The organism is Achromobacter colocynthidis (assembly GCF_057334535.1).
This window is the reverse complement of record NZ_JBHFIZ010000037.1, coordinates 414593-427908: the sequence shown is the minus strand read 5'-3', so window position 1 is coordinate 427908 and position 13316 is coordinate 414593. Positions and strand designations below refer to the sequence as shown.

The window sequence follows — 13316 nt, the reverse complement described above, 5'->3', positions numbered from 1 at the left end:
ATTGATCGTCAGTCGACCGTGGCGCCGGACTGTTTCACCAGCACGCTCCAGCGCTCAACTTCCTGGTTCACGTATTGCTGAAAGGCGGCATGGCCGTCGCCGACGGGGTCGGCGCCCAGCCCTTTCAGCTTGTCCTGCACGGCGGGGTCGGCCACGCCTTGGGTGATGGCCTGCGACAGTTTTTCCACCACGGGCTTGGGCGTGGCCGCGGGCACGAAGAGGCCGAACCAGGAACGGGCGTTCATGGCCGGGTAGGCCGTCTCGGAAAACGCCGGCACGTTGGGCAGCGCGGCGTGGCGCTGCTGGCCCGTGACGGCAATCGGCGTCAGGCGGCCGGCCTGCACCTGCGACAGCACTTCCGGCAGGTTCGCGAACATGATCTGGACCTGGCCACCCATCAGGTCATTGAGCGCTTGCGCGCCGCCTTTGTAGGGCACATGCGTCATCTGCGCGCCGGCCAGCGAATTGAACTGGGCGCCCGCCAGGTGCGATGCCGTGCCGGTGCCGCCCGAGGCGTAGTTCACGCGGTTGCCGTTGGCCTTGGCGTAGGCGGCCAGATCTGCGGGCGTCTTGGCCGGCACCGACGGGTTCACCACCAGCAGCAAGGGCACCGACGCCAGGTTCGACAGGCCCGCGAAGTCGCCCGTCAGGCTGTAGTCCAGCTTGTGATAGAGCGTGGAATTGATGGCGTGGCTGGACGTGGCCATCAGCAGGGTGTAGCCGTCAGGCTCGGCGCGCGCCGCCATGACGGCGCCGATGTTGCCGTTGGCGCCGGCCTTGTTCTCCACCACCACCGGCTGGCCCAGGCGCGTGGACATGGATTGCGCCACGGTGCGGGCGATTACGTCGGTGGCGCCGCCCGCGGCAAAGGGCACGATGATGCGCAGGGGGCGTTCGGGATAGTCGGCGGCCGATGCCGCGAACGATGTGGCGACTAGGGTCGCGGCAGCCAGCATCGCGGTCATGGCCAGTCGCCGCGGGGGGCGCAGGGGGGTATTCATAGTCTCTCTCCAGGTGTGGATATTCTTTTATGTGTGCGCCGCGCGCCGTGCTTGCGGCCGGCGCGCGGCAATCCGATCCTGAACCTCAGGATGCGGCAAGCCGCGCCTTTTCGCGCAAGCTGGTCAGGGTGGCCCGAGGCGTGATCACCTCGGGGTCCAGACTGAGTTCGATCAAATACGGCGACCCGCTATCCAGCGCGCGCGCCAAGGCGGGCGCGAAGCCTTCGTGGCTGTCCACTCTCTCGGCGGGCACGCCGAACGATTCCGCGTAGGCCACGAAGTCGGGGTTGCAGAGGTCCGTGCCGATGGTCCGGCCCGGGTAGTGCACTTCCTGGTGCATGCGGATCGTGCCGTACATGCCGTTGTTGAACACGATGAAGACGATGGCCAGACGGTGCTGCTTGACGGTGGCCAGTTCCTGCGAGGTCATCAGAAAGCAGCCGTCGCCGGCCAGGCACACCACCTGCCGTTCGGGGTGGCGCAGCTTGGCCGCAATGGCGGCGGGCACGCCGTAGCCCATGGCGCCGCTGGTGGGCGCAAGCTGGGTGCGAGAGTGGCTGAAACGGTAGTAGCGATGCGCCCAGGCGCTGTAGTTGCCCGCACCGTTGGTAAGGATGGCGCGCGCGTCCAGCCCTTCGCGCAGCGCGACGATGACACGTGCCGGGTCCATGCGCAGCGCGGTGGCGGGCGGTTCGGTGTAGCGCAGATAGCTCTGCCGCAGTTCGTCGAGCCAGCCGCGCCACGGGGCCGCGTCCAGCGGGTCCAGTGCGGCGGCTGCGTCCGCAAAGGCGTTCAGGCCCGACTGTATTTTCACGGTGGGCTGATACACCCGGCCCAGCTCTTCCGGGCTGGCCAGCACATGAATCAGCGTCTGCCTGGGCACGGGAGATTGCAGCAGCGTATAGCCGCCCGTCACCATTTCGCCCAGGCGCGCGCCCACCGCCAGGATCACGTCGGCGTTGCGCACGGCCTCGGCCAGTTCCGGATTGACGCCGATGCCCACTTCGCCCACGTATTGCGGATGGTGGTTGTCGTACAGGTCCTGGCGGCGAAACGAGCACGCCACGGGCAGGCCGTTGCGGCTGGCGTAGCGGGCCAGGCTGTCCAGGCCCGCGCTGCTCCAGCCCGAACCACCCACGATCATCAGCGGCCGCCGTGCGCCGGCCAGCAGGGCGCGCATGTCGGCCATTGCATCGGGCGCCGGGTGCGCCTGCGGAAACTGGATCGTCCCGCAGTCCTGGGGCGCGGCCAATTCGGTCAGCATGTCCTCGGGCAACGCCAGCACCACGGGGCCAGGCCGGCCCGACATCGCCACCGAGAAGGCGCGGTTCATGTATTCGGTGACGCGCGCGGCGCTGTCGATCTGCGCCACCCATTTGCTGAACTGCCCGAACATGCGCCGGTAGTCGATTTCCTGAAAGGCCTCGCGCTCCACCATGTCGTTGCCCACTTGGCCCACCAGCACGATAAGCGGCGTGGAATCCTGAAACGCCGTCTGCACGCCGATGCTGGCATTGGTGGCGCCGGGGCCGCGTGTGACCATGCAGATGCCCGGTCGCCCGGTCAGCTTGCCATGCGCTTCGGCCATGAACGAGGCCGCGCCTTCGTGACGGCAGGACACCAGGCGGATGCGCTCCCGTTCCGTGTACAGCGCGTTCAGCACGTCCAGATAGCTTTCGCCGGGCACGCCGAATACCGTGTCCACGCCGTGTTCCAGCAGCGCGCGCACCACATGCTGGCCGCCCGTCATCAATTGGGGAGTGTCGTTCATCGCAGTTTCAATCAGGCCGCTAGGCGGCGGGTTGGGTCTGGATGAACTGTACGCAGCCCGGTGCCGGGCGCGTTAGGACAGATCAGAGCTTGTATTGCACTTTTTCGCGGATCCGTCCGGCGCGGTCGTCAGCCGATGGGGCGGTCGTACTTCTTGCGGAAATCACCGGCGGTGCTGCCGGTGTGCTTCTTGAAGAAGCGTGCGAAGTAGGAGGGGTCTTCGAAGTTAAGCTGGAACGCGATCTCGTTGATGCTCAAGCCCGTGTTGCTGAGCAGGCGCTTGGCCTCAAGCGCAATGCGCTCTTGCACCAGTTGGCTGGCGGTGCGCCCCACGCTGCGCTTGACGGCCTCGTTAAGCTGGCGTTCGCTGACGCACAGCGCGTCCGCGTATTGGCGGATGGCGCTGAATTCCAGATAGTGTTCCTCGATCAGCATGGTGAAGCGCTTGGTCAGCGAATAGCTGGGGCCGGCGGCCGTCTCGCGCTCGTCGGCCGGGTAGAGGCGGCGCAACTGCGTCAGCAGAATCAGCAGGTAAGAGCGCACCACGTCGAAGCGCCCGGTCTGACGGTCGCGCGTTTCGCGTTCGATTTCGTTCAGCAGCGGCAGCATGCCGTCGTGCTGCTCGCGCGACAGATAAATGGCGGGTGAACCGCCCGCCAGATGGAAGAAGGGAAACTTGGCGATGTCGTCCGCGCGCGGGAACATGTGCGCGAAGAAGTCCGTGCTGATGTTCAGCACGTAGCCGCGCGGCTTCACGGACGACGTCCAGGCGTGGATCTGGCCGGGCGACAGGAAAAATACCGAGTGGTCGCGCACCTCGTGCTGTTCAAAGTCCAGCATGTGGGTGCCGCTGGCCTCGCTCATCCAGAGCAGATGGTAGTAGTTGTGCCGGTGCAGGAAGCCGCGCGGAATATCGTCACGGTCTTGCAGGCGCACCAGATCGAAATAGAACGACCCCTCGCCCGAGAAATCGGAGGTTTCAAAGGTGGGAAATGGCGCCGGGAAGGGCGTGGGTGTGCCTGCGGACAAGCGGGAGTCTCCTGGATGGCGCGCGGGGGGCGGCTCGTTTTTTTTGCCATGATAAAGGCAAAAAGCGTACAGTCTGCCTATCCGATTCAAAATTAATCATCACGATTAGAATTAAATCGAACCCTATCCGCATGACCGTACTTCAAGGAGGTAGAAGATGCCCGTAGCCACCAAGGTGCTGACCGCACACGTGCCGCTCCCGCTGGCCGAGAAGGTAGATCAGATGGCTGCTCGTCTTGAACGCCCGCGCGGCTGGATCATGAAGCAGGCACTTTCCGCTTGGATCGCCCAAGAGGAAGAACGTGATCGACTTACCCAGGAAGCGCTGGCTGATGTCGAGGCCGGTCGCGTGGTTGACCACCAGGCCGTGCAAGCGTGGGCAGAAAGTCTGGGTACCGACAAGCCGTTGCCGGTACCCCGCTGATGGAACTGAAATGGACCAGCAAGGCGCTTTCCGATCTGGCGCGCTTGTATGAATTCCTGGCCCCGGCGAATGCGCCCGCAGCCGCGCGGGCGGTCCAGGCGCTGGTAAAAGCGCCCGGCATATTGCTGACCCATCCCCGTATCGGCGAGCAGCTATTCCAGTTCGAACCGCGAGAGGTTCGAAAAATACTCGTCGGGCAGTTTGAGGTGCGCTACGAAATTCAGGGTTCGATCATCTACGTATTGCGTCTGTGGCACAGCCGAGAGGAACGCTGACACTTCAGAAGCGATTGACGGCTGTGATCACCGCAGCGCGAACCAATCGCCAGACAGGCTGCCATTCATGCGGCAAAAAGGCGGGCCGAAGCCAACTTTCCCCTTCGACGTTTCTCCACTTGCCCACAAAACCAGCAGGCGGCTTCGGGTTGATGGACTTCGATAATGCCAGGCGGTACTTCATGCTGCTGCCGATCTCCTTGACCGGCGTGCTGCCCGAGAAAGGCTCGGCATAGATCTTGTCGCGCACGAACGCGATGCGGGCAACTTTCGCCCATGCCTGCGATCTGGCATATGTTTCGTCGTATGGATGATAAGTTTTTTTCATTTTTTTGAAGATACCGTCGCTTCCATAATGCCTTCATGACCTGCGTCGCCATCAAGGTGACATAGACAGGCCGGGGCGCCACTGCGCGTTCCGTACACAACGGAGACATATATGCCTGACGCAATCAGGAAGCGAGATACCGACGTTGTCATCATCGGTGCAGGCGTGGGCGGCTTGGTGCTTGCGCTGAGCCTGCACCAGGCCGGGATCGCCTGCCGCATCTACGAAGCCGTGCGCGAGATTCGCCCGCTGGGAGTGGGCATCAACCTGCTGCCTCACGCCACGCGCGAATTGGACGAACTAGGCCTTTTGCCTTCGCTGGATAACATTGCCGTGCGCACCAAGGAATCGGTGTTCTACACGCGCCATGGCCAGCTTATCTATCGTGAACCCGCTGGCCAGGCCGCGGGCTATGACTGGCCGCAATATTCGATTCACCGGGGCGACTTGCAAATGGCCTTGCTGGACGCCGTGCGGCAACGTTTGGGCAAGGACTGCGTGGTGGTCAACTCGCGCTGCACCGGCGTCGAGCAGGACGACGCTGGCATCACCGCGCACCTGCGCGACAACGACAACCGTGAACTGCCTCCCGTGCGCGGCGCCATCGTCGTGGGTTGCGACGGCATTCATTCCGCGTTGCGCAAACAACTGTATCCACAGGAAGGAGCGCCACGTTACTCGGGCGTCAATATGTGGCGCGGCACCACGCGCGCCAAGCCGTTCCTCAGCGGCGCCAGCATGGTGCGCGCGGGCTGGCTGTCCACGGGAAAAATGGTTATCTATCCCATCCGCGACAACGTCGACGCGGACGGCCGCCAGTTGGTCAACTGGGTGGCCGAGATCGAAGCGCCGCAACCCGCCGTGCGCGATTGGACGCGCGAGGGTCGGCTGGAAGATTTCTTTCCTGCCTTTGCCGACTGGCACTTTGATTGGCTGGACGTGGCGGCGTTGATCCAGAATGCCGACAGTGTGCTGGAGTATCCGATGGTGGACCAGGACCCGCTTCCCACCTGGACGCAGGGTCGCATGACACTGTTGGGCGACGCCGCGCATCCCATGGTGCCGCGCGGTTCTAACGGCGCCGGCCAAGCCATCATCGACGCACGTTATCTGGCAGGGCAACTCAAGCGTCAGGGCCTGACGCCCGACGCGCTGGCCGACTACGACCGCGTGCGCGTCGAGGCCACCACCCGCGTGGTGCTGACCAATCGCGTCAATCCGCCGGACGCGATCTTGCGCGAAGTGCACCTGCGCTCGGGGGATCGTCCTTACGAGCGTATCGAAGACGTCATCAGCCCCGCAGAGCTCGAGCGCATCTCGGCCAACTACAAGCTCGTCGCGGGCTTCGACCCGGCAGGACTGAAAGCCCGGCCGTCGTTCCTTTGATTGCACCACCGCGCAGGGCCGGAAACACGGCCCGCGCATCACGGAGACAAACCATGAGACGCCTCTACACAATGCTGGCCTGCATGCTGCTGGCCGTCGCGGGTTCCGCGCAGGCTGCCTGGCCCGAACGGCCCATCACGTTGGTTGTGCCCTTTACGCCCGGCACCGGTATCGACCTGATCGCGCGCCAGTTGGCCGCCCGCCTTCCCACAACGCTGGGGCAGCCCGTGGTGGTGGAAAACCTGCCCGGCGCCAGCGGCAACATCGGCAGCGAGAAGGTGGCGCGCGCCCAGCCCGACGGGTACACGCTGATCGTTACCGTCAACACGTTCGTGATGAACGCCAGTCTCTACCAAGGCAAGCTGCGCTACGACCCCTTGAAGGACTTCGTGCCGGTAAGCCTGACGTCATGGGGCTCGCTGCTGCTGGTCACGCAGCCCTCGAACCCCGCCAATTCGGTCGCCGACGTCGTGAACGCCGCAAAAGCCCAGCCGGGCAAGCTGAGCTATGGCACGCCGGGCGTGGGTACGCCGCATCATCTGTCGATGGCGTTGTTCCTGGATCGCACCAAGACCACGATGCTGCATGTGCCCTACAAGGGCACGGCGGGCGCCGTGACCGACATGTTGGGCGGGCGGCTCGATTACATGTTTCTTCCGGTGCACGTGGCGTTGCCGCAGATCAAGGCCGGCAAGCTGAAGGCGATTGCCGCCGGCAGCCCCAAGCGGTTGGCCCAGTTGCCCGACGTGCCCACGCTGGCCGAAGCCGGCTTGCAAGGCGCTGACGTGGACATGTGGTACGGCGTGCTGGCCCCCAAAGGCACGCCGCAGCCGATTGTGGACGCGTTGAACAAGCAGATCGGGCAAGCGCTGAAGGCGCCTGATGTAGCCGCCTCTTTCGAAGCCCAAGGCATGGTGCCCGCGACCTCCACCCCGGTAGAATTCGGCCAACTGATCTCGAAGGATGAAAAACGCTGGAGCGAAGTCGTTCAACGCGCGGGCATCAAGGCCGAATGATCGCCTGCCTGGGCGTCTATCAGGAGCGTCCCGCCACCTGAAGCACGGCATCCGCAAACGCCTGGGGCGCCTCTTGCGGCAGGTTGTGGCCGATGCCGCCCGTGATGGTGCGGTGCTCGTACTTGCCGGTGAACTGCTTGGCGTAGGCGGCGGGGGGCGGATGCGGGGCGCCGTTGGCGTCGCCTTCCAGCGTGATCGTGGGCACGCTGATCTTCGGCATCGTCGCCAGGCGCTTTTCCAGATCGTCGTACTGCGCTTCGCCTTCTGCCAGCGCCAGGCGCCAGCGGTAGTTGTGGATGACGATCTCTACGTGATCCGGGTTGTCGAACGACCGCGCCGAACGCTGATAGGTGGCGTCGTCGAACTTCCACTGGGGCGACGCCAGTTGCCAGATCAGCTTGTTGAAGCCGTCGCGGTTGGCGGCGTAGCCTGCCGCGCCGCGCTCGGTGGCAAAGTAGAACTGATACCACCACTGGAATTCCGCCTGCGGGGGCAGCGGCTTGCGGTTGCCCTCCTGGCTGCCGATCAGGTAGCCGCTGACCGAGACCAGCGCTACACAGCGTTCGGGCCACAGCGCGGCCATGATGTCGGCGGTGCGCGCGCCCCAATCGAAGCCGGCAATGACCGCGCGTTCGATCTTCAACGCATCCATCAGCGCAATGATGTCGGCGGCAATGGCCGCCTGTTGGCCGTTGCGGGGCGTGTCCGACGACAGGAAGCGGGTGGACCCATAGCCGCGCAGATAGGGGATGATCACGCGGTAACCGGCGGCGGTAAGCCGGGGCGCCACGTCGGCGAAGGCGTGGATATCGTAGGGCCAGCCGTGCAACAGGACGGCGACGGGGCCGTTGGCCGGGCCCACGTCCACATAGCCCACGTCAAGCGTGCCAGCGCGGATCTGGCGGATATCGCTGAACGGCGTGGCGCTGCCAGCGCCTGCGGTGTTCGAGGATGGGGATGTTGCCTTGGCCATTGCGCTGCCGCTGGCGGCAAGGTTCAGCAGACTGGCGGCCGCCAGCGTTGAGGGCGTGGCAAGCAGACGGCGGCGCTGCGGGTCGATGGGGTTCGTCATCGTGAAAGCTCCATAAAAGTTCGCGGGGTTGGGGGTGCTGCGAACGATTTATAGGGGCTGCGCGATGGCGTTGGGTGTCGGAATGTACTGTGCCCAGGGGCGGATACAGTGCGATGCAAAACGGGGGGCTCAGTCGTGGAAGCGAGGCTTCTCTGCCGCGAGTCGATGCTAGGTCGGAGCCGTCTGCGAGCTTCAGGCGGCTCCCGCTGCGGCTCAGTGCCGACTCGATTCCCTTGCCTGATCCAGCATGCCTTCGGCGAGCGTCGCAATGTGGTCGCAAAGACTCTCCGCTCCGCCCATCAGGTCGGATGCCGTGCATGCGTTGAACGCGCCTGCGGGGTCACCGTCAGTATCCGAGTAATGGTTGCCGACGATGCGCACGATGGCCTACTTCGTGTGCTCAGGGACTTCCTCTGCATCCGTGCTCGTCCCCGCCTTTTTCTCTGTCCATTGCAACATCGCATCCAATGCGGGACACAGCGCCTGCCCCCATTCCGTCAACCGGTATTCCACTTTGGGCGGTACTTCCGGATAGACCGTGCGCGACACCATCCCGTCGCTTTCCATCTGCCGCAACTGTTGCGCCAGCATTTTTTGCGAGATGCCAGGAATCAGCCGTTCAAGGTCGGAATAGCGTTGGACCTTGCCATCGAACAGATGAAAAAGAATAAGCAGTTTCCAGCGGCCTTCGAGCAAGCGTATGGCCTGCTCGACGTCTCGGGCGGCGGTCTCGGGCGTGTATTGCTTTCTCATGGGGGAGTCGCTAACTTTTTCGTGCGTTCTTGTCGGCGGGGCGTAGGGTGCGGACAATTATCGCACCGCAACTTCGCTTAGCGAGAACCTATGTCTATTCCCCCACCTAGTCCAATCGGCGCCTATTTCGACGCAGGCGGCCTGACAAATGTCGCCCCACTTGCTTGGGAGCTTGGCTGATGACCATGGACCTGCAACTTAAGGGCAAGCGAGTGCTGGTGACGGCCGGCACGCAAGGGCTGGGCAAAGCAGTCGTTGAGTTGTTCGTCGAGCTGGGTGCGACGGTGTTGACGACCGCGCGAAACGAGCCAGCGGACGCACGCGGCGCGCATTTTTCCCTGGCGGATCTTTCAACCGTGGAAGGGTGCGATGAGGTAGTGCGCGCCGTCACGTCGAAGTTAGGCGGCGTGGACGTCATCGTCCATGTGTTGGGCGGGTCGTCCGCGCCCGGCGGCGGCTACGCTGCGCTGGACGACGACGTGTGGCAGCGCGAGTTGGCGCTCAATCTCTTTCCTGCCGTACGTCTGGATCGCGCCTTGCTGCCCGGCATGGTGGCGCAGGGCGGCGGCGTGGTGGTCCACGTTACGTCGATCCAGCGTGCGATGCCGCTGCCGGAAGCGACCACGGCATACGCCGCCGCCAAGGCCGCGCTATCCACCTACAGCAAGAGCCTGTCGAAGGAGCTTGCGCCCAAGGGCGTGCGGGTGGTGCGGGTGGCGCCCGGGTGGATCGAGACGGAAGCCGCGGTCGCCTTGGCCGAGCGGCTGGCCAGCGAAGCGGGCACCGACTATGAAGGCGGCAAGCAGATCATCATGAATTCCCTGGGCGGCATCCCCTTGGGCCGGCCCGCCAAACCCGCCGAGGTCGCCGACCTTATTGTCTTCCTGGCATCGAGCCGTGCAGCCGCCATCACGGGTACGGAGTATGTCGTGGACGGAGGGACGATACCCACGGCTTGATGCCAGGCTCCGCCGGCCGCGCCTTTAATGGAACGCGAATTCCACTTCGCGTGAGCGCAGACTTTGTCGCTTGTGGTCAATCCCCGTGCGCGTGCCGTCAATTCAGCCCGAGCGGGCGCCCCTAACATTCCCTGCATCTTCCCCGCATTCTTCCCGTGCAGGCTATTGATTAGGCGCCACGCCCCGCTCCCCATGATCACGCTCTACGACCATCCCCGATCCGGCAACTGCTACAAGGTGCGCCTCTTTCTGTCCCTGATCAATTTGCCCTATCGGCGCGAATTCATCGATGTGCTGGCGCGCAAGAACCAGACCGAAGCGTTTGAACGCATCAGCGCGTGGCGGCAAGTGCCGGCGATCGACGACGACGGCCTGGCGGTTTGGGACAGCCACGCGATTCTGCTTTACCTGGCGCAGAAGCACGCCCCGCAATGGCTGGCGCCGCTGCCTCATAGCGCGCAGATGGTCTCGTGGATATCGGTGTCGGCAAACGAGATTGCCAACAGCTTGCAGCCGCTGCGCCTGACCAAGGTGGTGAGCCTTGCCGAGGCCGCCCATCACCTGGGCGTGAGCGAAGCCATGCTTGATTTGAACGGGCTGCAACAGCGGACCGATCGGCTGCTGGGCCTGATCGAAAAGCGCCTTGACGCAAGCCCTTGGCTGGCAACCGTACCCAGCGTCGCGGACATCGCCTGCTATGGCTATCTGTCGTTGGCCGAAGAGGCCGAGATCGATGTGAACGCCTATCCCGCGATATCGGCCTGGCGCCGCCGTATTGAAGCACTGCCGGGTTATGTCGCGCCCGGGCACGTGACGTAAGCAAGAGTCAGTAAGCGGCATACCAAAGCGGCATACCAAAGCGGCACACCTAAGCAGCACACCTAAGCGCAACACGCCGCGCCATCACGCACTACACAATGGGGAAAAAAACATGGAAGCGATCTCTCGACCGGACATGAATGTGGGGGCCGGAAAAAAGCCGAACCTGCTTCGAATATCCGTGGCGACCGTGGTGGGTACGGCCGTCGAAGCGTTTGATTTTCTAGCCTATGGCACGGCCGCGGCGCTGGTGTTCAACAAGCTGTTCTTCCCGCAATTCGACCCGCTGACCGGCACCCTGGCCGCGTTCGCCGCCTTTGCCAGCGGCATGCTGGCCCGTCCCGTCGGCGGCATTCTGTTCGGGCACTTCGGGGATCGCATCGGGCGCAAGTCCATGTTGACGCTGAGCCTGCTGATGATGGGCATCTGTACGGTGCTGATCGGCTTGCTACCCACGTATGAGCAAATTGGCGTGTGGGCGCCGATCTTGCTGGTGGCGTTGCGTATCGGACAAGGCTTGTCGTTTGGCGGCGAGCTGGGCGGCGCCATGCTGATGGCCGTGGAACACGCGCCGCCACGCTGGCGGGGCTTCTTTGGCAGCCTTCCCTTGGTGGGCTCTCCGCTGGGGATTTTGCTGTCGGTGGGCGCGTTTGCCTTGGTCACGCGGCTGCCGGAAGAAGACTTCCTGTCCTGGGGCTGGCGCCTGCCGTTCCTTGCCAGCGCGGTGCTGATCGTGGTCGGGATATTGATACGCCGAGGCATCGATGAATCGCCCGATTTCGCTCGCGTCAAATCCGAGCAAACTCAGGTCAAGCTGCCGGTGGCGGAGTTGCTCAGCAAGCATGGCAAAGCCCTCTTGCTGTGTGTGGGTTGCAAACTGGCCGAAGTGACGCTGATCTACACCTTCCTGGTCTTCTCCGTGTCGTACGCGGTGTCCACGTTGGGCTTTAACCGGTCTGACGCGCTGCAAGCGTTGTTGTACGGCGCGGCGGTGATGACGTTCACTATTCCCGTGTTTGGCATATTGGGCGACCGCTATGGCGCCCGGCGCGTGTGCGGCTGGGGTGGGCTGTTGCTGGCCGTGATGGCGATTCCCATCTTCATGGCCGTGGGCAGTGGCTCGCTGCTGGCTTACAGCGTGGCGGCGTTTGTGGCCATGGCCTTGAACTACGCGATGATGATTGCCCCGCAATCCAGCTTGTACGCCGCGCAGTTTCCGCCGGAGCTGCGGTACTCGGGCTTGTCGATCGGCGTACAGTTCTCGGCGGCAATCGGTGGTGGCTTGGCGCCGATGGTGTCGGCCATGTTGGTGGCGCGCTTTGACAGCATCGTGCCTGTGGGCGGCTACCTGGCCGTGCTGGGCGTGATTGCAGGCACGTCGGCGTTCTTGATGAAACCTACCCCGGCACGACGCACCGCTTGAGCCGCACTCGGCCCGCCCGCTACTCTTGCGCCAGAACCGACGCGCGATATTTGTTGGGCGGGCTGCCGAAGCGTTGCTGAAAGCAGCGGCTGAAATGGCTGGCATCTTGAAAGCCACAAGACAGCGCAATGTCCTTGACCGCCACATGGGCCTTGCACGGATCAACGAGTGCCGTGCGGGCCAGTTCCAACCGGCGTTCGCGCACGTACTGGCCGTACTGAATGCCGCGCATCTGGAACAGGCGATGCACCCAGCGGCTGGACGCCCGCAACGCGCGCGCCACCGCCGCAACGGACAAGTCACTATCGACGATATGCGTGTCCACGTAGCTGGTGATTGCTTGCCAGCTTTCGATGGGGCCACGTTCGGTGGAGGGCAGTTGCTCCAGCGCCTGGCTGGTGTAGATGGCCGCCAGCAAGGAGATCAGTGCCTGTTCGGCAAACATGCTGGACGTGGGGCTGACCGTGTCGGCTTGCTCAAAGAACACATGTTCCAAGCAGTGGTGCGCCGTGCGCACCATCGGCAGCGTCGACGCCGCGCGTTGGGCGGTGAACTGCGAGATGTCCTGCAAATGCATGCCCAGCAGATTCAGCAACGATCCCTTGATCACTACCAGCCTGGAATCCGTCAGCATGCGCACTTCAGAGGGCAGCGCAGTCGTACGAAAAATGATGTCGCCGGTTTCCACGGGCAGGCTCGCGCCGTTCTGGCTGATGGTGCCGTGCCCTTCGAGGATGAAGCTGGCCAGGAACTCCGCCCGCATCGCGTCGGCCGCGTGTTCTGCCCGGTGCTGGACCCGCATGGGGGTGGACTCCAGGTTCACGGCCAAGCCGCCCGCGCGCAGCCGGCAAGCCTGCAAATGCAGGCGCGGTTGCAGAGTCAGCGGCAGGAATTCACCGGGCAAAACCAGCTTGTTCAGCTGAGCCTGATAGCCGGACAGTTCGGTTTCGTAGAAGGGACGAAAACGGGGGGCGAAGTTCAGGTCCGGTTCCTGCTGGGAGGCAGCAGGCGGAAGCGATTGGGCAACTTGCATATGGATGGACCCGACTTTCAGCGCGAGC

Annotated in this window: 14 protein-coding genes; 7 read left to right on the top strand and 7 right to left on the bottom strand. The window is 63.8% G+C overall.

From position 1 onward, the window contains the following. Window positions 1-8 precede the first annotated feature (8 nt). From ACE04A_RS21670 to ACE04A_RS21660, 3 genes are all read right to left on the bottom strand, one after another. Complete coding sequence (locus ACE04A_RS21670) at window positions 9-1001, bottom strand: Bug family tripartite tricarboxylate transporter substrate binding protein (RefSeq protein WP_485820509.1); 993 nt, start codon at window positions 999-1001, stop codon at window positions 9-11. 85 nt (window positions 1002-1086) lie between these two features. Further along, window positions 1087-2772, bottom strand: a complete 1686-nt coding sequence (locus ACE04A_RS21665) for a thiamine pyrophosphate-binding protein (RefSeq protein WP_485820508.1) — start codon at window positions 2770-2772, stop codon at window positions 1087-1089. Window positions 2773-2900: 128 nt separating this feature from the next. Beyond that, on the bottom strand, window positions 2901-3800 hold the full coding sequence (locus ACE04A_RS21660; RefSeq protein WP_100854558.1) for a helix-turn-helix domain-containing protein: 900 nt from the start codon (window positions 3798-3800) through the stop codon (window positions 2901-2903). A gap of 157 nt (window positions 3801-3957) precedes the next feature. Here ACE04A_RS21660 and ACE04A_RS21655 point away from each other — a divergent pair, with 157 nt between their 5' ends. Both ACE04A_RS21655 and ACE04A_RS21650 read left to right on the top strand, forming a co-directional pair. After that, window positions 3958-4224: a CopG family ribbon-helix-helix protein gene (locus ACE04A_RS21655; RefSeq protein WP_448716372.1), complete on the top strand. Its 267-nt coding sequence runs from the start codon at window positions 3958-3960 to the stop codon at window positions 4222-4224. Beyond that, on the top strand, window positions 4224-4499 hold the full coding sequence (locus tag ACE04A_RS21650; RefSeq protein WP_279995874.1) for a type II toxin-antitoxin system RelE/ParE family toxin: 276 nt from the start codon (window positions 4224-4226) through the stop codon (window positions 4497-4499). Before ACE04A_RS21655 ends, ACE04A_RS21650 begins: the two co-directional genes overlap by 1 nt. 4 nt (window positions 4500-4503) lie before the next feature. Here the strand turns inward: ACE04A_RS21650 and ACE04A_RS21645 are convergent, their stop codons facing one another. Then, window positions 4504-4827 (bottom strand): hypothetical protein, encoded by a 324-nt coding sequence (locus ACE04A_RS21645; RefSeq protein ID WP_279995875.1) that lies wholly within the window; start codon window positions 4825-4827, stop codon window positions 4504-4506. 111 nt (window positions 4828-4938) lie between these two features. Between ACE04A_RS21645 and ACE04A_RS21640 the strand changes: the two genes are divergently transcribed. Both ACE04A_RS21640 and ACE04A_RS21635 read left to right on the top strand, forming a co-directional pair. Further along, window positions 4939-6213: a flavin-dependent oxidoreductase gene (locus ACE04A_RS21640; RefSeq protein WP_448716371.1), complete on the top strand. Its 1275-nt coding sequence runs from the start codon at window positions 4939-4941 to the stop codon at window positions 6211-6213. A 53-nt stretch (window positions 6214-6266) separates the two neighbouring features. Further along, window positions 6267-7229, top strand: a complete 963-nt coding sequence (locus tag ACE04A_RS21635) for a Bug family tripartite tricarboxylate transporter substrate binding protein (RefSeq protein ID WP_279995877.1) — start codon at window positions 6267-6269, stop codon at window positions 7227-7229. A gap of 19 nt (window positions 7230-7248) precedes the next feature. Here ACE04A_RS21635 and ACE04A_RS21630 read toward each other — a convergent pair whose 3' ends face one another. Together ACE04A_RS21630 and ACE04A_RS21625 are read right to left on the bottom strand one after the other, a co-directional pair. Continuing rightward, window positions 7249-8301, bottom strand: a complete 1053-nt coding sequence (locus tag ACE04A_RS21630; RefSeq protein ID WP_485820507.1) for an alpha/beta fold hydrolase — start codon at window positions 8299-8301, stop codon at window positions 7249-7251. 387 nt (window positions 8302-8688) lie between these two features. Beyond that, window positions 8689-9054: a winged helix-turn-helix transcriptional regulator gene (locus ACE04A_RS21625; RefSeq protein WP_279995880.1), complete on the bottom strand. Its 366-nt coding sequence runs from the start codon at window positions 9052-9054 to the stop codon at window positions 8689-8691. A gap of 179 nt (window positions 9055-9233) precedes the next feature. On the opposite strand from ACE04A_RS21625, the gene ACE04A_RS21620 reads away from it, so the two are divergent. The 3 genes from ACE04A_RS21620 to ACE04A_RS21610 all read left to right on the top strand — a co-directional run bounded on the left by ACE04A_RS21620 (window position 9234) and on the right by ACE04A_RS21610 (window position 12255). After that, complete coding sequence (locus tag ACE04A_RS21620) at window positions 9234-10013, top strand: SDR family oxidoreductase (protein ID WP_485820506.1); 780 nt, start codon at window positions 9234-9236, stop codon at window positions 10011-10013. A 192-nt stretch (window positions 10014-10205) separates the two neighbouring features. Next, a complete protein-coding gene (locus ACE04A_RS21615) occupies window positions 10206-10832 on the top strand; it encodes a glutathione S-transferase family protein (protein ID WP_448716369.1) in 627 nt (208 codons plus the stop codon). Window positions 10833-10944: 112 nt separating this feature from the next. Then, window positions 10945-12255 carry an MFS transporter gene (locus ACE04A_RS21610; protein ID WP_438857586.1) on the top strand — a complete coding sequence of 437 codons (1311 nt, stop codon included), beginning with the start codon at window positions 10945-10947 and terminating at the stop codon, window positions 12253-12255. Window positions 12256-12274: 19 nt separating this feature from the next. On the opposite strand, the gene ACE04A_RS21605 is transcribed toward ACE04A_RS21610, so the two are convergent. Further along, window positions 12275-13288 (bottom strand): helix-turn-helix domain-containing protein, encoded by a 1014-nt coding sequence (locus ACE04A_RS21605; protein ID WP_259250054.1) that lies wholly within the window; start codon window positions 13286-13288, stop codon window positions 12275-12277. Window positions 13289-13316 lie beyond the last annotated feature (28 nt).

Coding starts and splice junctions, on each gene's coding strand:
- ACE04A_RS21670 (WP_485820509.1), bottom strand. CDS start 1,001: ATGAATACCCCCCTGCGCCCCCCGCGGCGACTGGCCATGACCGCGATG.
- ACE04A_RS21665 (WP_485820508.1), bottom strand. CDS start 2,772: ATGAACGACACTCCCCAATTGATGACGGGCGGCCAGCATGTGGTGCGC.
- ACE04A_RS21655 (WP_448716372.1), top strand. CDS start 3,958: ATGCCCGTAGCCACCAAGGTGCTGACCGCACACGTGCCGCTCCCGCTG.
- ACE04A_RS21650 (WP_279995874.1), top strand. CDS start 4,224: ATGGAACTGAAATGGACCAGCAAGGCGCTTTCCGATCTGGCGCGCTTG.
- ACE04A_RS21645 (WP_279995875.1), bottom strand. CDS start 4,827: ATGAAAAAAACTTATCATCCATACGACGAAACATATGCCAGATCGCAG.
- ACE04A_RS21640 (WP_448716371.1), top strand. CDS start 4,939: ATGCCTGACGCAATCAGGAAGCGAGATACCGACGTTGTCATCATCGGT.
- ACE04A_RS21635 (WP_279995877.1), top strand. CDS start 6,267: ATGAGACGCCTCTACACAATGCTGGCCTGCATGCTGCTGGCCGTCGCG.
- ACE04A_RS21630 (WP_485820507.1), bottom strand. CDS start 8,301: ATGACGAACCCCATCGACCCGCAGCGCCGCCGTCTGCTTGCCACGCCC.
- ACE04A_RS21625 (WP_279995880.1), bottom strand. CDS start 9,054: ATGAGAAAGCAATACACGCCCGAGACCGCCGCCCGAGACGTCGAGCAG.
- ACE04A_RS21620 (WP_485820506.1), top strand. CDS start 9,234: ATGACCATGGACCTGCAACTTAAGGGCAAGCGAGTGCTGGTGACGGCC.
- ACE04A_RS21615 (WP_448716369.1), top strand. CDS start 10,206: ATGATCACGCTCTACGACCATCCCCGATCCGGCAACTGCTACAAGGTG.
- ACE04A_RS21610 (WP_438857586.1), top strand. CDS start 10,945: ATGGAAGCGATCTCTCGACCGGACATGAATGTGGGGGCCGGAAAAAAG.
- ACE04A_RS21605 (WP_259250054.1), bottom strand. CDS start 13,288: ATGCAAGTTGCCCAATCGCTTCCGCCTGCTGCCTCCCAGCAGGAACCG.